This window comes from Bradyrhizobium sp. SZCCHNS3016 (assembly GCF_032484535.1).
In the GTDB taxonomy this organism is placed as follows: domain Bacteria; phylum Pseudomonadota; class Alphaproteobacteria; order Rhizobiales; family Xanthobacteraceae; genus Bradyrhizobium.
In genome coordinates, this window is record NZ_JAUETE010000006.1 from 54,732 (window position 1) to 74,030 (window position 19,299).

A 19,299-nucleotide genomic window follows, 5' to 3' on the forward strand; every position below is an offset into this window, starting at 1 on the left:
AGGTCGGGCGCCGGCGAAACCATCCTCTCACGTCAATTGAGCTGATTGGCTGAGCTGATTGGCATCGCGCGAGGCCGAATCCGCGCTACTTGCCGATCAGAACCCGGACCGCGCCGTTCACGGCAAGTCCGCAAATGGATCCAGCACGGGGACATCCAGCGGCTCGAAATGTCCGAGGTTGCGCGACAGGATCGTCAATTGATGCCGGCGCGCGGTCGCTGCGATGATGATGTCGGCGAAGCCCGGCGCCTGTCCAAGCCCCCTCGCCCGATCCGACAATCGGCCCGCGATCCGCGCTGCCCGCATGTCGAACGACAGAATGCGCTCACCGTACAGATGCATGACCGTCTCGAGCCACTCGGCGAGATCAGCACTCTTGCGCGTTGCTCCCTCCCGTCGCAGCTTTGCGATCCCGTCCTCGATCTCGGCCACCGTCACAACCGACATGAACAGTGAGGCCGACTGCGCCTCCATCCAGGCGGCGAGCGCCGGAGGCACGGGTCGTCCCGGAGATGCCGCCGAGATGACGTTGGTGTCGACGAGATACAAGGCTCAGAGCTCGACGGACCGGGCCAGCGAAGCGTTCCGTTCAGGCAGATCATCCGGCGCCAACGGCGCGGACATCAGCAGGCGACCAAACGACGGGACGTTGGACAGCCGTTCCCATTCCTCGTAGCTCAAGACGACCGCCTGCCGCTTGCCATGTCGCGTAATGACCGACGGCTTGCCGTCCATGGCCTCATCGACCACGGCGGACAGGTTGGCTTTTGCATCCCGAAGCTGGATCTCGCGCATGCCCGGCCTACCGTGACTACAGTAGTCATATATAGCAGCCCGGGCTGCGAACGGCAAGGCCATACAGCCTACCTGAACCCGCTTTGCTCGACAGGTCGCGTTGATCCGGTGCAGTCAGTTCGCGCACCGTCACCGCCCCCCGCAAACGGATCGCTCGGAGTGCAACACCCGGCGGCGCGAGTCACCGAGGCTGCCATCCGCTTCGGCGCGCGTCACCAACCAGACGAAGATCGATCCTGCCGATCAGGTCGGCGCGAAACCTCTCGGCGGCGGCCATTGCCGCCATGGTCTGTCGCAATGTGCTGACGTTCGATCCGAGCGACACGATGCCGCCCAGCACCGCAGCAATCGCCCCGAGGGCGACGACCGCATTGGATCCCAGCAGGCCCAGCACCGCGCCGAGCAGCAATCCTGCACCGACATAGATCACGACCCTCGAGGCCAGGATGATCTTTCGACACCGCTCGGCCATCTCGGCAAGCTCTTCGATCCTCGCCTCGATCCGGGAGATTTGATCGCTCGGGTCGTCTTCATCCATCAGACCAACTGTTCTCCATGGTGTTTGCTTTGGGCATTATTCCGTCACCGCCCACCAACGTACGGCCAATGACTGGACGATCCAAGAGATGGTTTGCAGCCGTGAGGCATCGACCTTGGTCAGCGGGACAGATCAAATAGCTCGTTCGAGCGCATCGCCGATGAAGCCGCGATTTCCCCTCAACGGAAGGCCCGATTGCCATGAATAGAAGACCGCGGGCGGCTGGATGTTCGGCGTCGTCATCCGTCCGGTGCTGGAGCGCCTCGTCGTCACACACTGAAGCCATGAAGCCCAATCAGAGAGGTCAACGACGCCCAATTCACAACCCACCTACTAGAAGGTATTAATACCTCAGATCGCGATGCGACCTTATATATTATGTTCGCTCACAGGAACCTGCCGTACTCATAGGCACTCGCGCGTCATCGCCGGCGAATGCAGCGATCAGCTACGCTGCGGCTTCTCGCTCAATCACAGCAACCTCTGGCACACTTGATCGCTCAGACAAGCCGGGCGCGCCGAGCGCCCTTCATCATCCATCGCCTGCTATCGCCAGGACGGCGATGGAAAATCGCCAGACGATGGTCAGCCTCATGTCCTGGTCGGTTGGCAGCGCAACTGAGATTCGCGCCGCAACTACGTCTCGGCGATCCTGAAGCACACTTGCAAGCAAGACGCCCGCCAGTCAAACGCAGCGAAGAGGCTGAGAGCGGAAGCACATTCGAGGATCGGAGCGGGCTCCTTTTCCCCCGGATTCGCGGAGGCGCCGCGATCGTGCCGCGTGACGTGGTGTAGCTGGTGTGGCACCAAGTTCACCGGCGCGGGCCGGGACGGTTACAGGAAGGTCAGCCTGATAGCGTGGAGGCTGACGGTGGGATCACCGCTGAAGGGTGCTATGGTTTTCAGCGGCCGACGCCGCCGAGAGTCACGTGTGTTCGGTGAGATCACGTGACGCGCTGACAGCTCAAAGCCCCGCCCCCTTCGCGATCGCCGCAGTGAACGAACGGTCGAGGATTGCCACCGCGTCGAGCCGCTCCTTGATCAGGCCGGTGCGCGTGTAGAGGTCGATCGTCTTCTGCTCGTCGGCGACGACGGCATCGTCGACCGGCACGATGCGCACCTTCGCACGCTTGAGCCAGTTCAGTGGTACGGAGGACGGAATGTTCATCAGCCGGCCCCAGGTCTCGGCATAGCTCTCGACATTGCCGAGCGACCACGCACGCGCCGCCGCAAGCCGTTGGACGAAGTCCTCCAGCGCCGCGCGCTTGTCCCTGATGGCGGTGGGGGTCGCGACCTGGAAGCTCAGGCCGGGCGTCAGTCCTTCGCCGGTGATGATGCGGCGCGACTTGAACAGCACCTCCTCCTGGCTCACATACGGCTCCCAGGTCGACCACGCATCGACCGAGCCCTGCGTATAGGCGACCTTGGCATCGGAGGGCGGCAGGAATACGAGCTGGATGTCGCCGGTGGTCCAGCCACGCGATTCCAGCGCGGCGAGGATCAGTTGGTGACCGATCGAGCCGCGGCCGGTCGCGATCTTCTTGCCCTTGAGGTCGTCGAAGCTCTTGATGGCCGAGCTTTCGGGCACCAGCATCGCAAGACCCTCCTGAGTCTGGCGAATGGCGGCGATCGCCTTGACCGGCACGCCCGAGGCGGCAGCGAAGGTAAACGGCGCGTCGCCGACGAGGCCGGTCTCGATCGCGCCTGCGCTGAGCGCTTCGAGCAAGGGAGCCGCCGCGACGAACTCCTTCCACTCGATGGTGTAGGGCACGTCCTTGAGCACGCCCGCTGCCTCCATGACGGCGCGCGCATTACCCTTCTGGTCGCCGACGCGCAGGGTCGCCTGCGCGAAGGCGGAAGCCGTGAACGCGAGCAGAACACCCGCGGCAAGCAGAACGCGCTTCATTCCGCGGCCACTCCCTTCGCGCCCTGCCGCCGCGCGATCAGCTCGCGCGTCGCGGGGATCAGCTCGCGGCCGTACTCGATGGCATCGATCAACGGATCGAAGCCACGGATCAGGAAATGGCTGATGCCGAGATCGTAGTAGTCGCCGAATACGTCGGCGACCTGCTCCGGCGTGCCGACCAGCGCGGTGGTGTTGCTGTTGGCGCCTGTAAGCTTGGCGATCTCGGTCCACAGCCGCTTGTCGACGCGCTTGCCCTGCTCGGCGATCGCCAGCAGCCGCTTGGCGCCATCAGTGGCATGACCATCGGCCGGCTTGCGGTAGCCGGTCTGGTCCTGCAGCGCGGTGGCGCGCTCCAAAATCTCCTGCGCCTTGGCCCAGGCCTTCTCCTCGGTCTCGGCGAGGATCGGCCGCACCGAGAGCGAGAACCGCGGTGCCGGACGGCCGTGCCTGGCGGCCGCCGCGCTGACGCGGGCGACCTGCTCGCGCACCTGCGCATAGGACTCGCCCCACAGCGCATAGGTGTCGGCATGCCGGCCCGCAACGTCGATCGCGGCATCGGAGGCGCCGCCGAAATAGATCCGGATGCCCTCCTTGCGATACGGCTTCACCTGCGCGAACGCGTTCTCGACTTGGTAGTACTTGCCAGCATAGCTGAACGGCTTCTCGCTGGTCCATTCGGCGCGGACGATGTCGAGGAATTCGCTGGTTCGGGCATAGCGCTCTTCCTTGTCATCCAGTGTGTTGCCGTCCTGGCGCAGCTCGGTGGCGTTGCCGCCGGTGATCACGTGCAGCGCGACGCGGCCCCTGGAGAACTGGTCGAGCACCGCGAACTGCCGCGCCAGCAGGGTGGGTGACGTGAACCCCGGCCGCTGCGCGATCAGCACGTTGAGCCTCTCAGTGACGCCGAGCACATGCTGCGCGACCTGCAGGCTGTCCGGCGAGGTCGAGTGGAACGCAAGCAGCGCGCGGTCGAAGCCGGCATTCTCATGCGCCTTCGCCACCGTCTCGATGTGGACGGGGTCGAGCACCGGTCCCTTGCGTACGATGGTCTCGGACGAGTTGTTGTTGGAAATGAAGCCGATGAATTCGATCTCGGACATGTGTCCTCTCTCCTCAGGTTCTCAGAGTCCAAGCGCCAGACGGCCGGCGGCGATCCGCGTGGCGTCGTCCTGCGGGGTATGCACGCGGCCGCACAGCACGTCGCGATAGTGCCGCTCGAGCGGGTTGGCGCGGCTGAGGCCGTGATTGCCCGACAGCGACAGCGCGTCCTCGACGGCCGCCACCGCATTGTTGGTGACGGTCAGCTTGATGACGTTGCCTTCGACCGGGCTGACGACCCTGCCCTCGTCGAAATCGCGCGCCACGCTATCGATCAGCCGCGCATTGACCTGTAGCCGCGCCTCGATCGCGCCGAGCACCTCCTGCGCCCGGGGCAAGGTCGCGAGCGGTGCGCCGAGGCTCGACGGCGTCCGCGTCCTCAGGAAGTCGACGATCCAGTTGCGTGCGGCGCGCGCGACGCCGTCATAGATCGCGCCGACGAAGGCGGCATGGACCAGCGCCTGCGTCGGGTTCTGCACCCGCCAGCCCTCCGGCTTGCGCAGCTCGATCTCATGGTCCAGCGGGATCACGACGTCATCGAACACGACGTCATGGCTGCCGCTCGCGCGCAGGCCGAGATGATCCCAGGTCTCCAAAATACTGATGCCGGGCAGTCCGGCCTGGACCAGGAAGAGTCCAAGCCGGGGCTCGGCCTCGTCGGTCTTGGCCCACACCGAGTACCAGCTCAGGATCGGCGCACCCGTCGAGTAGATCTTGCGGCCGCTCAGCCGCCAGCCGGTGTCGGTGCGCCGCGCAATCGTTTCCGGCAGGCCGCCGCGCGACGGCGAGCCCAGCGCGGGTTCGACGCGGAACGTGTTGATCAGCGCGCCGCGCTCGACCGACTCCCGCGCGAGCTTGCGCGCAAGCCGCGGCGGATACTCCTGGTGCCGCGCCATCACCAAGTGCTGGATGTAATGCATCGCCAGCACCAGCGCCGTCGACGGATCGGCTTCGGCAATGATCCCGAGCACGCGCGCGGCGAGACGTGCGCCGGCGCCATGCCCGCCAAGCGCGGTCGGCACGGTCAGCGACAGCAGGCCCGCGTCGAACAGGTCTTGAAAATTCTGGAACGGGAAGCTGCGGTCACGGTCATGCGCCGGCGCACGCTCGGCGAAGACGGGCACGAGCCGCAGGGCTCGTGCAATCAGCTCTTCGTCGTCCGCTGCACCGACCGGGCGCGGCGCGATGCTTTCGATGACGGCTACCATGTTGCCTCCAAGCCGAGGAGCCCAAGGATCTGCCGGCGCAGATCGGCAAGATGCGGATCACCGCGATGCCGCGGATAGGGTCTGTCCACGACGATGTCGGCCTTGATGCGCGCGGGGCGGTCGCTGAGCACGATGACGCGATTGGCGAGCACCAGCGCCTCCTCGACGTCGTGGGTGACCAGCAGCGTCGTGAAACCCTTGCGCTGCCACAGCGCCACGAGCTCCGCCTGCATCGCGATGCGGGTTAGCGAATCGAGCTTGCCGAGCGGCTCGTCCAGCACCAGCACCTTGGGATCGTTGACCAGCGCCCGCGCCAGCGCGACGCGCTGCGCCATGCCGCCGGAGAGCTGATGCGGATAGGCGTTGCGGAAGTCGGACAGCCCGACCAGGTCGAGCGCCGCATCGACACGATGGCGCTGCTTCTTGAGGATGCCCTGCGCCTCCAGTCCCAGCGCGACGTTGTCCCGCACCGTGCGCCATGGAAACAGCGTCGGGTCCTGGAACACGACGACGCGCGAGGGATGCGGTCCCCTGATGCTGATCTCGTCCTCGCGCAGCACGCCGCTGCGCGGCTTGTCGAGGCCGGCGATGAGACGCAACAAGGTCGACTTGCCGCAGCCCGAGGGCCCCAGCAGCGCGACGAACTCGCCGGGCTCGACGATCAGGCTGACATCGTCGAGCACCTTCAGCTCGGCACCGTCGATGTCGAAGGCATGGTCGACATGGGCGATGTCGATCGCGGCACCCGGGAACGCCGCCCGTCGAGCTTCCGCAACGGCTACCATTTCACGACGCCCCTCTGCCAGACCAGCACGCGGTCACGGGTCTTGAACAGCAGCGTGATCGCGCCAGAGCAGAGCAGCGACATCACCAGCAGCGCCGCATACATGTTGGCGTACGCCGCCCAGCCCTGTGCCCATTGCAGGTACCAGCCGAGACCGGCCTTGACGCCGATCATCTCCGCGACGACCAGGACCGCAAAGGAGGCCCCGAGGCCCATGAACAGGCCGACGAACACATGCGGCAGCGCCGCGGGGATCGCGACCTTCAGCACCAGGAACGACGGCTTGGCGCCGAGCGTCCGCGCGACGTCGTAGTACGCGCTCGGCACGCTGGCGACGCCGGACCAGGTCAGCACCGTTACGGGGAAACCAGTGGCGAGCGCGATCAGGAACGTCGACGCGCTCCAGCTGGTCGGGAAGCTGAAGAAGGCAATCGGCAGCCATGCCGTGGCCGGCAGCGGTCCGATGAAACGCAGCACCGGGTGCACCCAGTACCCGATCCGCGTCGACCAGCCGATCGAGACGCCGGTGACGAAGCCGATCGCTGCGCCAATGACGTAGCCGCCGAGCTGCAGCTTGATCGAGGCGAAGACGCTGTCGAGCAGCTTCGGCAGATCGTCGGTGTAGACCTCGATGATGGCCTGCGGCGGCGGAAAGAACGGCAGCGGCAGCCAGGCGTATTTCGCGGTGGCAAGCTCCCACAGCGTCAGGAACACGCCGAGCGCGATGAACCAGGGGCTGCGCTTGCGCAAGCCGCGGCCCACACGTCCGAGTTGGTGCGCGGCCAGACTGGCCACCAGCAGGATCGCCGCGATGACGAACCCGGCGATTGCGAGATCGGTCGTGCGCGACCAATCGCCGACGTCCTCGCGGATGAGGCAGGACGCGCCGAAGGCGGCCCAGGCGAACGCCGCGGCTATGCCGGGCACCACCTCGCGGAGCTTGTCGGCAAGCAAGCTGCTCCGCGCGAGCTCGCCGGCGGCGACGTCAGACAGAGAAAATGTCGACATAGATGCGCTCGGCGAATTTGCTGGTGTCGGTGCTGGGCTTGAAGACGGAGACGACCTTCAGGTCGTCGGCATAGGCCTTCAGCTCCTGCTTCAGCGGAGCACCATGCGGATGATGATGATGGGTGTGATAGCGCACCATGCCTTCGAGATCGGCGAGCGTCGCCTGCTTCGGCGCGTAAGGCTGGAACGACTTCGCCGCCTCGACCGGGTTCTGCGCCGTGAACATCGCGGCATCGAGCAGCGCTTGCGTGATAGCGCGGCCAACCTGCGGCTCCTCGCGCACGAGGCTGCCACGCAGGCCGAGGATGCAGCAGACGCGGTTCTGATACTCGCCGTCGAGATTGGAGGCGACCTCCTTGTAGGCCGGGTCCTTCAGCCAGAGATAAGCGAGCGGATCGGACGCCAGGAACGCCTGCGTCTCGCCCTTGTCGGCGGCGACGTTGACGACCGCGCCTGGATAGACGCGCCAATCGACATCCTTCACCGGATCGATGCCGAGCCGCGCGAGCTGGATCGAGAAGAAGTTCTTGTCGGGACCACCGAGATCGCCGACGGCGACCGCCTTGCCCTTGAGGTCCGCCAGCTTGGTGATGCCGGAATCGCTGCGCGCCAGCACCCGCATGCAGCCGCCATGGGTGCCGGCGGCGATCTTCACATCGAAACCCTGCTCCAGCGGCTTGAGCCAGCGCAGCGCCATGCCGAGGCCCGCATCGCTCTTGCCGGTCGCGATGGCTTCCAGCAGCTGATCGGTCGAGCCCGAGTAGTTGATCAGCTCGACATCGAGATTGTACTTCTTGAAGAGGCCCTGGTCGATCGCCACCGGAACCGGCGTCAGGCACACCGCGCCGGCATTCCACGACAGTTTCAGCTTGCGCGGCGCGCCGGTGAGAGCCGGCACTTCAGCCGCCGTCCGGCAGATCGGAAACTGCTGAAAGTCGATCTCCGGCGCGGCTCGCAAGGACAGAGCCTGCGCGGCAAGGCCGCCGAACGGCGCCACCAACGCGGCTCCGGCGCCTGCCTGCAGCAGCCGACGCCGGCTCAAAGTGCTTGTCGTCTCCGTGTTATCCATCACCCTCTCCTGCCGACAAAGCTCCGCCGATGCGCAGGCGCACGGCGCCCGCACTCCATCCGCGGAATGCCTCGATGTCTCGTTGACCGTGCGCTGTCGTCAGCGCCCCAATGATGAATGGATGATGCGTTCGCCCGTCCGCATCGTCAATGAAATGGATTTTCGAATGTGGCGCAACGGTGAGCGAATATCTCCCCGCGCAACGAACTTCACAAAGCAATCAGTTCTTCCGCGCGCTTCGCAGGCGAAATCACCCCACACGTCGGCCGGAATCGGCCGTCGCGAGACCAAGATCGCGCTGTCGCTGCCGCACGCGCGGAATGATCTCGTCCGCGAAGTGCTTCATTTCAGCCTCGAACGGCTGGAACTGCAGCATGAACAGCTCGATGCCGGCGGCGTGGAAGTCGATGATGCGGTCGGCGACCTCCTCATAGCTGCCGACCAGCCCGGCGGCCGTACCGCCATTGCTGCCGACGCGCGCGCTCTTTTGCATGGTCTGCATCATCACCACCTTGGGGTCGGTGTTCTGCTTCTGGATCGCCTTCATCGGCGCGTCCTTCTCGGCGAGAAGCAGCAGCCGCTGATGCGCAGCTTCCGCCTCCGCCGCGGTCGGACGTGCGATCACGAAGGCCGATAGGCCGAAGCGAGGCGGCGGCGCCGCACCTCTCGGCCGCGCCGCAACGTCGCGGATCAGGCCGGAGACGTCGGCGAGCGGCTGGCCGTTGATGAACCAGACGTCACCGTGATCGGCGACCAACGACCGCGCCGGCTCGGATTCGCCGCCGACATAGATCCTCGGCCGGACCCGGTAGAGATCCTTCGGCCGCAGCGCGTAGTCCTGCACGTCGAAATAACGGCCCTTGTGCGTGAGGCGCTCGCCCTGCAGCAGCCGCGACACCACCGAGATCCATTCGCGTCCATAGGCGTAGCGCTCGTCATGCTCGGCGAAGCCGATGCCGGCGCGCTCCAATTCGGGCTTGTTCCAGGCATTCACGAGATTGATGGCGAAACGCCCGCGGCTGATGTTCTCGATGCCGAGCGCCATCTTGGCGAGCACCACGGGATGATACAGATAGGGCTTGATCGCGGTGATGATCTCGATCCGGCTGGTGAGCGCTGCGAGCGCCGCTGCTGCGCTCCAGGCCTCGAGCTGATCGAGATCCTCCTGGTGCGGATTGATCGTGTGCTGGGCCACCAGCGTCGAATCATACCCCAGCGCCTCGGCCTTCAGCACGAGATCGCGATTGCGCTCCCAGGAGGCATCATAAGGCTCTTCCGGATCCTGATGCGCCGCGCGCGGGCCATGCACCAAGGCCCAGATGCCGAAACGAAGCAGATGCGTCATGTTGAGCCTTCCGAGTTCAGCGTCGCGCATCGTCGTCCCGACACAGCACGATCCCCAGAGCACGTACTAACAAATCTGGAAAAGACGTTCTTGCCGCTTTTGGCCCGCGCGGGAAATCGAAAACCTCCAGGCCTGACAACAATTGGAAAACGGCTCTATTTCGATCAGCCAAGTTTCGTGGGACAGTTTGCCGGCGCGCAACGAGGCGGCGTGACACGGCCGCCTGCGCGCATCCGATCTACAGATCTGCCGAGTGATCTCGATCGGCAGAGGCATGACATCGCGAGGCGACGCACTCTTGAGCAATCTCGAACAAGCTGCCGAGACGATCGAGCTGCTGCAGACCAATCGTGACGCCGCGCGCCCCAGCGCGGACAGGCGTCGCGCGCTGAACCCGGCGACGCTGCAGGCCCTGTCTTGGCTCGCGCCCGCCCTCCTCATCGTGATCTGGGAAGCGGCGGCGCAGGGCGGCTATGTGTCGCCACAGGTGCTGCCGGCGCCCAGCATGATCGTACGCACGGCCTTCAAGCTGACGACGCATGGCACCCTGCTGAACGATCTCGGCGTCAGCCTGCTGCGCGCTGCTGCCGGCTTTGCGATCGGCGGCGCCATCGGCTTTGCGCTCGGCATTCTCGTCGGCTTCTCGCGGATCGCCGAAGCCCTGATCGACCGCAGCATTCAGATGATCCGCGCGATCCCGTTCCTCGCCATGCTTCCGCTGGTGATCGTCTGGCTCGGCGTCGGCGAGGCCGAAAAGGTGTTTCTGGTCGCGCTCGGCGTGACCTTCCCGATCTACATCAACACCACGCTCGGCATCCGCCAGGTCGATCCGAAGCTGATCGAACTCGGCCGCGTCCAGGCGCTGTCGACGCTGCAGCTGATCCGCCGCATCATCCTGCCCGGCGCCCTGCCCTCGATCCTCACGGGCGTCCGCTATGCGCTCGCCACGGCGTGGCTCGCACTGGTCGTCGCCGAGACGATCGGCGCGCAGTCCGGCCTCGGCTTCCTCGCGATGGACGCCCGCGAATTCCTGCGCACCGATGTCATCGTGCTGACCATCGTGATCTACGCCCTGATCGGCGTCGGCGCCGACCTGATCGCGCGCTGGCTGGAGCGGCGGCTGCTCGCATGGCACCCGAACTATGGAGCGGCGCGATGACGGTCCAGTTCGCGCCGCCGCTGCAGGGCGCCACCGCGCCTGCGGTGATCGTCAATGGTCTGCGCCGCGCCTATGGCGAGCGTACCGTCATCGAAGGCCTCGATCTTCGCATCGAACGCGGTGAGTTCGTGGCGCTGCTCGGCGAGAGCGGCTGCGGCAAGACGACCTTGCTGCGCGCGCTGGCCGGGCTCGATCCGATCCAGGCTGGCCGCATCATCGCGCCGCGCCGGCCCGCCGTCGTGTTCCAGGAACATCGCCTGTTGCCCTGGGACAGCCTGTGGCGCAACGTCGCGCTCGGTCTCGATGTGCCCGACGCGCGCGCCCGCGCCGCCGCGGCGCTGGCAGAGGTCGGCTTGGGCGACCGCCTCGACGACTGGCCACGCAATCTCTCCGGCGGCCAGGCGCAGCGCGTCGCACTTGCCCGCGCGCTGGTGCAGCAGCCGGAGCTGCTGCTGCTCGACGAACCGTTCGCCGCGCTCGACGCGCTGACCCGCATCCGCATGCATGCGCTGGTACGCGAGCTCGTGGCCAATCATCGTCCCGGCGTGCTGCTCGTCACGCACGACGTCGACGAAGCGATCGCGCTCGCCGATCGCATCCTGGTGATGCGCGACGGCCGGATCGCCTTCGAGCACCGCGCGGATCGCAGCGGCACGGTCGCCCGCGGCGACCTGCTGGCTGAGCTCGGTGTGTTCGGTTCACACGCTCACGATTGATTTTCGGAAGGATCGACATGTCTTCGGATGACTTCTCCCGCCGCCAGTTCCTCGGCACCGCCGCCTTCGGCATCGGCGCGCTCGCCGGCTTCACCCTGACGGATGACGCATGGTCCGCGCCCGGCCGCGTCACGGACACGGTGCGTCTCACCTGGGGTCTCTCGGGCCTCAACCTGATCGCCAAGGAGCGCGGCGAGTTCGAGAAGCTGCTCGCCAAGGACGGCATCAAGGTCGAATGGCTCGGCCCGTTCCCGAACCACGCCCCGACCTTGCAGGCCGTCACCGGCGGCACCGCGGATTTCAGCTTCGGCGGCTCGACCACGCCGGCGCTGGCGGCGATCATTGCCGGCTCGCCACTGGTGTTTACGCAATTCGTCGTCTACGAGCCCCGCACGACAGCGATCATCGCCCGCGATGATTCCGGCATCAACAAGGTCGAGGATCTCGTCGGCAAGTCGGTCGCCGTCAACCGCTCCGGCCTCGGCGAATTCCTACTGGTCGCCGCGCTGGAGAAGCACAAGGTCGACCGCTCCAAGGTCAAGTTCGTCTACCTCAATCCGCCGGATGCGGCGCCGGCGCTGGCTTCGGGCAAGGTCGACGCCTGGTCGATGTGGAGCCCGGGCGTCGATATCGCCCGCCTCGACTACAAGGCGCACGACATCTTCCTGGAAGGCCGCGATCTCGAGTTCCAGATCGACTACACGTCCTATCTGACCACCCGCAAGTTCGCGACCGAGAATCCGGCCCTGGTACGCGCCGTCAACGAGGCGTTTCGCGCCGAGGGCAAATGGATCTCGAAGAACAGCAAGGACGCCGAATACATCGCGCAGAAGGCCGGCAAATACAGCGATCAGATCCGCGATCAGTTCATCGCGCTGAACCGCAAATACCGCTATTTCTCCGTCAACGACAAGCAGTTCGTCGCCGACCTGCAGAAGGCCGCCGATTGGCTGGTCGAGCGCAAGGTGCTGCCGGAGCCGGTCAAGGTCGCCGACCACCTCGCCCAGATCGACGAACCGGCGCCGCAGCGCTGAGCAGCTCGCTTCCTCTTGTCTCGCTACCGTCCGGGTCCGTCATGAACAAGCCGCTGCCCACCAAATCCTTCACCACCGAGCCGCCCCTTCCGCTCGCTCCTGGCGCACTCGAGACCCTGCTCGCCGCAATCGCCGAAGGCGAGTCGGACCGCGAGCGCGAGCGCATCCTGCCGCACCAGCAGATTGCGCTGATCAAGCAGGCGCGGCTAGGGGCGCTGCGGCTGCCTGTCGCCGCAGGCGGCGCCGGAAGCTCGATCCGCGATCTGTTCCAGATCGTGATCCGGCTCGCCGAGGCCGATGCCAATGTGGCGCACATCCTGCGCAATCATTTCAGCGTGGTTGAGCGGCTGGTCCGCAATCCCCGCGACGACCAGGCGCGCGAATGGCAGAAGTCGGTGGCCGGCGGCGCGATCATCGGGCTTGCCACCACCGAGCTCGACAGCCCCCAGGTCGGCAACATCACGCCGAACACAACCTTCACGCCTGATGGTGACGACTATCTGCTGAACGGCACCAAATATTACAGCACCGGCACCTTGTATTCCGATCTCGTGCTGGTGCGCGCGGCCGATCCGAGCGGGCGTCCCGGCGCCACGATCATCCCGGTCAACCGCGACGGCATCGAGCTGATCGACGACTGGGACGGCATGGGGCAACGGCTCACGGCGACCGGCACCACCCATTTCCGCAACGTCAGGGTCAAGCGGCAGGAGATCGTGTTCGACGCTCCGGACATCGGCTACGGCGTGCCCTATTCGAACACGTTCGCGCAGCTGTTCCTGACCGCCGCCGTCGCCGGCATCAGCCGCGCCGCCCTGCGTGACGCAATTGCGCTGGTCCGCTCGCGCAAGCGCACGTTCTATTATGCGCCGCACGAGAAGCCGACCGAAGACCCGCTACTGCAGGAGACGATCGGCAGAATCGCGAGCGCGGCGCACGCCGCGGAGACGGTCGTCCTTGTTGCGGCCGAGGCGCTCGACGCGGCCACGGAGGCGTTCGATGCCGGACGCGCCGATGCCGAGGAGCTGGCCCACCGGGCTGCACTGCTGTCGGCGCAGGCCAAGATCATCGCGGATGATGCGGCCATCAAAAATGGCGGACACATCTTCGACGTCGGCGGCGCCTCGTCGACCAAGAAGGCCACTAATTTCGACCGGCACTGGCGCAACGCCCGCACGCTGTCGTCGCACAACCCGGTCACCTACAAGGAGCGGGCGATCGGGCAGTATCTAATCAACGGCACGCCGCTTCCGGCCAAGGGCTTCTTCTGACCGACGGCGCTGCCGCGACGAGGGACACGACCAATACGGCTCGTGCCCGAAGGAGGCGACGGATGAGCAAGCGTGACCTTCATCTCGTATCCGAGACCGCGTTCGATCCCCGGCACTTCCACTCGGCCCTGCGCCGTGTCGCGGCCGGCGTCAGCGTCGTGACCGCAGGCCGCGGCGAGGAGATCACCGGGGTGACGATCGCCTCGCTGATCTCGCTGTCATCAGAGCCGCCGCGGCTCATGATCAGTCTCGGCAGCCGGTCGTCAGCGTTCCCGCTGATCGCTCGCGACGGCTGGTTCGGCATCAACATCCTCAGCTCGGACCAGCTCGCGCTCGCTGATCGCTTCAGCACGCCGCATCTGTCGGGACAGCAGAAGTTCGAGGGCATCGACTGGTCGCGCGGCCCGGCCGGCGTCCCGCTGCTGCAGCACGCCCAGGCCGCGATCGCGTGCGAGGTCGACGAGATTATCGAGCGCTACGCGCATGCGATCATCGTCGGTCGCCCCGACAGCGTCGAGCTTGCGCCCAAATTGTCGAGCCTGCTGTATTGGAACGACCAGTATGTCGAGGTCGACCGCAATGCGGATCTCGACCTGCTCGCCGAGGTCAGCGTGCCCTTGACCCATGTCCGGTGATGACGCGCATGCGCACGGAGAAAACGGCATGAGCTCTCGCCCCACCACGGGATCGGGCCCGGACAACGCCACCTCTGCAGGCGAACGCTGGGGTCTCGACCGGCTCGTTGCGGAGCTGCGCGTGTCACGCGAGGAGACGCACAGCATCCGCAAGGACGGCGTCATCCACCGGCCGCCATCGCGCGAAAAGCTGGCGCAGATCGTCTCCGCCCTCACCGAAGCCCTGTTCCCGCGCCACTATGGCCAGTACGATCTCGACGGCGAGAACATCGACTATTTCGTCGGCCACCGGCTCAGCATCGGGCTCGATCTGCTGTCGGACCAGATCCACCGCTCCGCTTTGTTCGTCGGCGATGAGCTGATCCCGGGCTTCCGCCAGCCCGAGGCTGTGGAGCTGACCCGCCGCTTCGCGGCTGGGCTGCCACCCCTGCGCGGTGTCCTGATCAGCGATCTGCGCGCCGCCTTCGTCGGTGACCCCGCCGCCAAGAGCTTCCCGGAGATCCTGATCGGCTATCCCGGGATGACGGCGATCATCCATCACCGGATCGCCCATCTGCTCTATGGCCTCGACGCTCGCCTCGTGTCGCGGCTGATCGCCGAGATCGCCCATAACAGCACCGGCATCGACATTCATCCGGGCGCCCAGATCGGCTCCGGTTTCTTCATCGATCACGGCACCGGAGTGGTGATCGGCGAGACCGCCGTGATCGGCGACCACGTCCGGATCTACCAGGCCGTGACGCTCGGCGCGCGCCACTTCCCGACCGAGGAGGACGGCACGCTGATCAAGGGTGACGCCCGCCATCCGATCGTCGAGGACGACGTCGTCATCTATGCCGGCGCCACGATCCTCGGCCGCATCACGATCGGACGGGGCTCGACGATCGGCGGCAACGTCTGGCTGACCCACGACGTGCCTGCGAACAGCGTCGTGACCCAGGCCTCCCTGCGCAACAAGGTCGGTGGACCTGCGCTGCAGAAGTCATGATCGACTCATTTTGCGGTGACGGCGACAGTCGCCGCGACCGAGCACACGGGTCGATCGACGATCCGCTGCGCAGGAAGGCAGCCGCTCGAAATGTCGCTCCCCCGTTCCTGATGAGGACGACGTATTCATGCTCCTGCCCCGGTCAACAATGCAAATCCATTTCATCGACAGCATCGGGACAGGGCCACTAGATTTTGATCTCCCGCAGCCGGCGCCAGTCGCTCCGATGGCTGCAGCGTTTCAACGGAAGCTGCGATGTTCGACCCTCTCGCCGTGATCAGTCTTCAGCAGAATACGCCCGGGCTTGCCGATACCGGTGAGCCGCCCGGCGGCATCCAGGACCATTCCGGCAAGCGCCGCGTGGAGGGCCACAAAGCAGGTCTCGACCTCCGCGCCGGCATCAACTGGCTGGCCGATCAAATCGCCCGGCGCCTGCGATCGGTTCACGACTTGAGCTACGCATCCGCCCGCGATCCGCACTAGCCGATATCGGTCGGTTGCCGATACACGCACATCAGCACACCACAACACGAGCGCCCCATGAGCCAGCGTCGCCAACTGAACCTCAACCTCTTCATCTATCCCGGCGGCCATCACGAGGCGGCCTGGCGCTACAAGGGATCGTCGGCCAGCCGGGCGCTCGACATCACGTATTATCAGCAGTTGGCGCGGACCGCGGAGCACTACAAGTTCGATGCGATCTTCTTCGCGGATGGTCCGGCGCTGGCCGACAATGTCCGCTACGCGCAGCGCTTCCGCTTCGAGCCGATCACCTGGCTGTCGGCGATCGCCGCCGCGACCAGCCGCATCGGCCTGATCGGCACGGCTTCGACCACCTACCACGAGCCCTACAATCTGGCGCGCCTGTACGCCTCGCTCGATCATCTCAGCGGCGGCCGCGCCGGCTGGAACATCGTCACGACAAGCGCGCCACAGGCGGCGCAGAACTTCGGCCTGCCGGAGCATCCGCCGCATCATGAGCGCTACGAGCGCGCCAAGGAATTCCTCGATGTCGTGACCGCGCTGTGGGACAGCTGGGAGGACGACGCGGTCGTCAACGATCCCGCCTCCGGCATCTTCGCCGACACCGACAAGGTCCATGCGCTGAACCATGTCGGCAAGTATTTTCGCGTGCGCGGTCCGCTGAACGTGCCGCGTTCGCCGCAGGGACGGCCGGTCTACGTCCAGGCCGGCTCGTCGGAGGATGGCCGCGCCTTCGCGGCGCGCTTTGCGGAAGCCATCTTCACCGCGCACCAGACGCTTCAGAGCGCGCAGGAGTTCTATGCCGACATCAAGCGCCAGGCGCGCGCGCTCGATCGCAATCCCGATCACGTCAAGATCCTGCCCGGCATCAGCCCGTTCATCGGTTCGACGCAGGCCGAAGCCGACCGCCTGCAGGAAGAGTTCAACGACCTGATCCAGCCGGAGTATTCGCTGGTGCAGCTGCGCCAGATCCTGGGCCTCGACCTCCAGGGCTTCGATCTCGACGGCCCGTTCCCGCGACACCTGATCGAGACCGACGGCGCGCGCGGCGTCGCCAGCCGCTTCAAGCTCGTGGTCGACATCGCCGATCGCGAGAAGCCGACGATCCGGCAGCTGATCCAGCGCCTCGCCGGCGCACGCGGCCATTGGGTGATCGCCGGCACGCCGGAAAAGATCGCCGACAACATCCAGACCTGGTTCGAGAACGGCGCCGCCGACGGCTTCAACGTGATGCCGCCCTGGCTGCCCGGCGGCTTCGACATGTTCGCCGAGCACGTCGTGCCGATCCTGCGCAAGCGCGGCCTGTTCCGCGAGGACTACACCGGCGAGACCCTGCGCGAGCATTACGGGCTCGACCGTCCGGACAGCGCCTTCAGTCACCAGGTCCAGGCGATTGCCTGAGATCCGTTCTCGGGCGGCGCGAACGCCCTGCAAGGCATCCGCGCCGCTCTTCGTTTGTTGAAGCTTTGGAAGTCCCATGCCTGCATTGACACGATCGCAAGTCCTCCGCCTGCTCGCCGCCTCGACGCTCTCCCTGTTCACCGTCACCAGCGCGTCGGCGCAGTCGGCCGAGAAGAAGGAGCTCAAGGTCGGCTTCGTGCCCGGCCCCTATATCGACGAGTTCAAGATCGGCGTTGCGCCCGAGCTTGCGAAGAAGGGCTATCAGATCCGCTATGTCGAGTTCTCGACCGGCCTCGAGGCCAACAATGCCGTGTTCAAGAGCGAGATCGACGCCAATGTCATGCAGCACACGGTGTTCCTGAACTCCTACAATGAGCGGCAGAAGACCGATCTCACCGGCATCGTGCACGTGCCGACGCCGCCGATGGGGATCTATTCCAAGAAGCACCCGCTCGGCACCAAGATCGCCAGCGGCGCCAAGATCGCGGTGCCGAACGATCCGGTCAACCTGCAGCGCGCGCTGTGGATCCTGCGCGATCTCGGCCTGATCGAGATCCGCGACTCCAAGCCGGTCGACGTCACCGAGCTCGACGTCATCAAGAATCCCGGCGGCATCAAGATCGTCCCGCTGGAGGCCGCGCAGGCGCCGCGCGCGCTCGACGACGTCGACTTCGCCGCCGTCCAGGGCAATTTCGCGATCTTCAGCGGCCTGAAGCTGACCAACGCCTTCGCGCTGGAAAAGATGACGACGCCCTACATCAACGTGGTCGCGGTCAAGCGCGACAACGCCGACACCGCCTGGGCGAAGGACATCGTAGCGGGCTACAAGTCGCCAGGCTTCAAGGCCGCGATCTTCGCCGATCGCTTCTATGACGGCTTCACGCTGCCCGATTACATGAAGTGACCAACGGCGGCGGCCCGCGCTCGTCACGGGCCGCCGCTGATCTCGGTCGACGCCAGCTCTACTTCAATCCGAAGCCGAGCGCGCGCAGCGCCTCGGTCAGCTTGTCGCGGCCGTTGAGTGCCTTTGCCGAACCCAGTCGGTTCAGCACGGTTTCTCGCCAGCCGACTGCAGCGATGCCCTGGCTGGTCTGGAAGTCGCGCAGCGTCTCGTCATAGGCGGCGATGCCGTGGATCTCGTCCGTCGGCGCATAGCGCTCGCGATGCAGGATCACGCTCTGGCGCAGCCGCGGCTTGACGTCCTCGCCGGCGGCCCGATCGGCATAGCCAACGCACAGGCCGAACACGGCAAGCACGTTCGGCGGCAGGCCGAGTTCCTCGGCCACTGCCTGCGGGCGGTTGCGGATCGCGCCGATATAGACCGAGCCGAGCCCAAGCGCCTCCAGCGCCACCACGGCGTTCTGCGCCGCCAGCGCGGCATCGATGACCGCAACGAACAGCGTCTCCAGGAAATGGATGCCGTCGTCGGGGCGACCTTCACGCCTGGCCAGACGCTCCGCCCGCGACAGGTCGGCGAGCCACACCAGGAACAGCGGCGCCTCGCGGATGTGCTTCTGGTTGCCGGCGAACTCCGACAGCCGCTGCTTGCGCGCGGGATCCTCGACCGCCACGACGCTCCAGGTCTGCAGGTTCGAGGATGACGCTGCCGATTGCGCGGCGGCCACCAGCGTCCCCACCGTGTGCGCCGGCACCGGATCAGGCCGGTAGCTGCGGATCGAGCGATGCGCCAGCAACTGGCCGAGGATGCCCTCGGCGCCGGCGGCGACCGCAGGGATATGCGCGCCGTAGCGCTTGCGCAGCGCCGCCGTGATGCCGTCGTCCGCCGCGGGCGATGGTCTCGTCTCGATGATCGTCATTCCAATCCCTCGCGTCAGGCCGTGCGCGTCTCGCACCGGCCGCT

Annotated in this window: 20 protein-coding genes; 9 read left to right on the forward strand and 11 right to left on the reverse strand. The window is 66.0% G+C overall.

From position 1 onward, the window contains the following. Window positions 1-117 precede the first annotated feature (117 nt). From QW881_RS13555 to QW881_RS13600, 10 genes are all read right to left on the reverse strand, one after another. Window positions 118-549: a type II toxin-antitoxin system VapC family toxin gene (locus QW881_RS13555; RefSeq protein ID WP_315757862.1), complete on the reverse strand. Its 432-nt coding sequence runs from the start codon at window positions 547-549 to the stop codon at window positions 118-120. Window positions 550-552: 3 nt separating this feature from the next. Then, a complete protein-coding gene (locus QW881_RS13560; protein WP_315757863.1) occupies window positions 553-795 on the reverse strand; it encodes a type II toxin-antitoxin system Phd/YefM family antitoxin in 243 nt (80 codons plus the stop codon). Window positions 796-976: 181 nt separating this feature from the next. After that, complete coding sequence (locus QW881_RS13565) at window positions 977-1,333, reverse strand: hypothetical protein (protein WP_315757864.1); 357 nt, start codon at window positions 1,331-1,333, stop codon at window positions 977-979. Between the two features lie 964 nt (window positions 1,334-2,297). After that, window positions 2,298-3,239, reverse strand: coding sequence for an ABC transporter substrate-binding protein (locus QW881_RS13570; RefSeq protein ID WP_315757865.1), 942 nt, complete (start codon window positions 3,237-3,239; stop codon window positions 2,298-2,300). Continuing rightward, on the reverse strand, window positions 3,236-4,339 hold the full coding sequence (locus QW881_RS13575) for an LLM class flavin-dependent oxidoreductase (protein WP_315757866.1): 1,104 nt from the start codon (window positions 4,337-4,339) through the stop codon (window positions 3,236-3,238). Before QW881_RS13575 ends, QW881_RS13570 begins: the two co-directional genes overlap by 4 nt. A 21-nt stretch (window positions 4,340-4,360) precedes the next feature. Then, complete coding sequence (locus QW881_RS13580) at window positions 4,361-5,545, reverse strand: acyl-CoA dehydrogenase family protein (protein ID WP_315757867.1); 1,185 nt, start codon at window positions 5,543-5,545, stop codon at window positions 4,361-4,363. Beyond that, window positions 5,539-6,330: an ABC transporter ATP-binding protein gene (locus QW881_RS13585; protein ID WP_315757868.1), complete on the reverse strand. Its 792-nt coding sequence runs from the start codon at window positions 6,328-6,330 to the stop codon at window positions 5,539-5,541. The genes QW881_RS13580 and QW881_RS13585 overlap by 7 nt, the downstream gene beginning before the upstream one ends. Further along, window positions 6,324-7,337, reverse strand: a complete 1,014-nt coding sequence (locus QW881_RS13590; RefSeq protein ID WP_315757869.1) for an ABC transporter permease — start codon at window positions 7,335-7,337, stop codon at window positions 6,324-6,326. The genes QW881_RS13585 and QW881_RS13590 overlap by 7 nt, the downstream gene beginning before the upstream one ends. Then, on the reverse strand, window positions 7,315-8,406 hold the full coding sequence (locus tag QW881_RS13595) for an ABC transporter substrate-binding protein (RefSeq protein WP_315757870.1): 1,092 nt from the start codon (window positions 8,404-8,406) through the stop codon (window positions 7,315-7,317). The genes QW881_RS13590 and QW881_RS13595 overlap by 23 nt, the downstream gene beginning before the upstream one ends. 250 nt (window positions 8,407-8,656) lie before the next feature. Then, complete coding sequence (locus QW881_RS13600; RefSeq protein WP_315757871.1) at window positions 8,657-9,751, reverse strand: LLM class flavin-dependent oxidoreductase; 1,095 nt, start codon at window positions 9,749-9,751, stop codon at window positions 8,657-8,659. A gap of 298 nt (window positions 9,752-10,049) precedes the next feature. Between QW881_RS13600 and QW881_RS13605 the strand changes: the two genes are divergently transcribed. From QW881_RS13605 to QW881_RS13645, 9 genes are all read left to right on the forward strand, one after another. Further along, complete coding sequence (locus QW881_RS13605; RefSeq protein WP_315757872.1) at window positions 10,050-10,910, forward strand: ABC transporter permease subunit; 861 nt, start codon at window positions 10,050-10,052, stop codon at window positions 10,908-10,910. Then, entirely contained in the window at window positions 10,907-11,626 is a 720-nt protein-coding gene (locus QW881_RS13610; RefSeq protein ID WP_315757873.1) for an ABC transporter ATP-binding protein, read from the forward strand. Before QW881_RS13605 ends, QW881_RS13610 begins: the two co-directional genes overlap by 4 nt. A 17-nt stretch (window positions 11,627-11,643) precedes the next feature. Next, complete coding sequence (locus QW881_RS13615) at window positions 11,644-12,660, forward strand: NrtA/SsuA/CpmA family ABC transporter substrate-binding protein (RefSeq protein WP_315757874.1); 1,017 nt, start codon at window positions 11,644-11,646, stop codon at window positions 12,658-12,660. A gap of 41 nt (window positions 12,661-12,701) precedes the next feature. Then, on the forward strand, window positions 12,702-13,931 hold the full coding sequence (locus tag QW881_RS13620; RefSeq protein WP_315757875.1) for an acyl-CoA dehydrogenase family protein: 1,230 nt from the start codon (window positions 12,702-12,704) through the stop codon (window positions 13,929-13,931). A 62-nt stretch (window positions 13,932-13,993) separates the two neighbouring features. Next, window positions 13,994-14,566, forward strand: a complete 573-nt coding sequence (locus tag QW881_RS13625) for a flavin reductase family protein (protein ID WP_315757876.1) — start codon at window positions 13,994-13,996, stop codon at window positions 14,564-14,566. 28 nt (window positions 14,567-14,594) lie between these two features. Next, window positions 14,595-15,554, forward strand: a complete 960-nt coding sequence (epsC, locus tag QW881_RS13630) for a serine O-acetyltransferase EpsC (RefSeq protein WP_315757877.1) — start codon at window positions 14,595-14,597, stop codon at window positions 15,552-15,554. Window positions 15,555-15,809: 255 nt separating this feature from the next. After that, window positions 15,810-16,037 (forward strand): hypothetical protein, encoded by a 228-nt coding sequence (locus tag QW881_RS13635; RefSeq protein ID WP_315757878.1) that lies wholly within the window; start codon window positions 15,810-15,812, stop codon window positions 16,035-16,037. Between the two features lie 57 nt (window positions 16,038-16,094). Further along, entirely contained in the window at window positions 16,095-17,438 is a 1,344-nt protein-coding gene (locus QW881_RS13640; protein ID WP_315757879.1) for an LLM class flavin-dependent oxidoreductase, read from the forward strand. Window positions 17,439-17,514: 76 nt separating this feature from the next. Then, a complete protein-coding gene (locus QW881_RS13645) occupies window positions 17,515-18,342 on the forward strand; it encodes a MetQ/NlpA family ABC transporter substrate-binding protein (protein ID WP_315757880.1) in 828 nt (275 codons plus the stop codon). A gap of 58 nt (window positions 18,343-18,400) precedes the next feature. On the opposite strand, the gene QW881_RS13650 is transcribed toward QW881_RS13645, so the two are convergent. Further along, on the reverse strand, window positions 18,401-19,255 hold the full coding sequence (locus QW881_RS13650) for an NADPH-dependent oxidoreductase (protein WP_315757881.1): 855 nt from the start codon (window positions 19,253-19,255) through the stop codon (window positions 18,401-18,403). Window positions 19,256-19,299: the final 44 nt, after the last annotated feature.

Coding starts and splice junctions, on each gene's coding strand:
- QW881_RS13560 (WP_315757863.1), bottom strand. CDS start 795: ATGCGCGAGATCCAGCTTCGGGATGCAAAAGCCAACCTGTCCGCCGTG.
- QW881_RS13565 (WP_315757864.1), bottom strand. CDS start 1,333: ATGGATGAAGACGACCCGAGCGATCAAATCTCCCGGATCGAGGCGAGG.
- QW881_RS13570 (WP_315757865.1), bottom strand. CDS start 3,239: ATGAAGCGCGTTCTGCTTGCCGCGGGTGTTCTGCTCGCGTTCACGGCT.
- QW881_RS13575 (WP_315757866.1), bottom strand. CDS start 4,339: ATGTCCGAGATCGAATTCATCGGCTTCATTTCCAACAACAACTCGTCC.
- QW881_RS13580 (WP_315757867.1), bottom strand. CDS start 5,545: ATGGTAGCCGTCATCGAAAGCATCGCGCCGCGCCCGGTCGGTGCAGCG.
- QW881_RS13585 (WP_315757868.1), bottom strand. CDS start 6,330: ATGGTAGCCGTTGCGGAAGCTCGACGGGCGGCGTTCCCGGGTGCCGCG.
- QW881_RS13590 (WP_315757869.1), bottom strand. CDS start 7,337: ATGTCGACATTTTCTCTGTCTGACGTCGCCGCCGGCGAGCTCGCGCGG.
- QW881_RS13595 (WP_315757870.1), bottom strand. CDS start 8,406: ATGGATAACACGGAGACGACAAGCACTTTGAGCCGGCGTCGGCTGCTG.
- QW881_RS13600 (WP_315757871.1), bottom strand. CDS start 9,751: ATGACGCATCTGCTTCGTTTCGGCATCTGGGCCTTGGTGCATGGCCCG.
- QW881_RS13610 (WP_315757873.1), top strand. CDS start 10,907: ATGACGGTCCAGTTCGCGCCGCCGCTGCAGGGCGCCACCGCGCCTGCG.
- QW881_RS13615 (WP_315757874.1), top strand. CDS start 11,644: ATGTCTTCGGATGACTTCTCCCGCCGCCAGTTCCTCGGCACCGCCGCC.
- QW881_RS13620 (WP_315757875.1), top strand. CDS start 12,702: ATGAACAAGCCGCTGCCCACCAAATCCTTCACCACCGAGCCGCCCCTT.
- QW881_RS13625 (WP_315757876.1), top strand. CDS start 13,994: ATGAGCAAGCGTGACCTTCATCTCGTATCCGAGACCGCGTTCGATCCC.
- epsC (WP_315757877.1), top strand. CDS start 14,595: ATGAGCTCTCGCCCCACCACGGGATCGGGCCCGGACAACGCCACCTCT.
- QW881_RS13635 (WP_315757878.1), top strand. CDS start 15,810: ATGTTCGACCCTCTCGCCGTGATCAGTCTTCAGCAGAATACGCCCGGG.
- QW881_RS13640 (WP_315757879.1), top strand. CDS start 16,095: ATGAGCCAGCGTCGCCAACTGAACCTCAACCTCTTCATCTATCCCGGC.
- QW881_RS13645 (WP_315757880.1), top strand. CDS start 17,515: ATGCCTGCATTGACACGATCGCAAGTCCTCCGCCTGCTCGCCGCCTCG.
- QW881_RS13650 (WP_315757881.1), bottom strand. CDS start 19,255: ATGACGATCATCGAGACGAGACCATCGCCCGCGGCGGACGACGGCATC.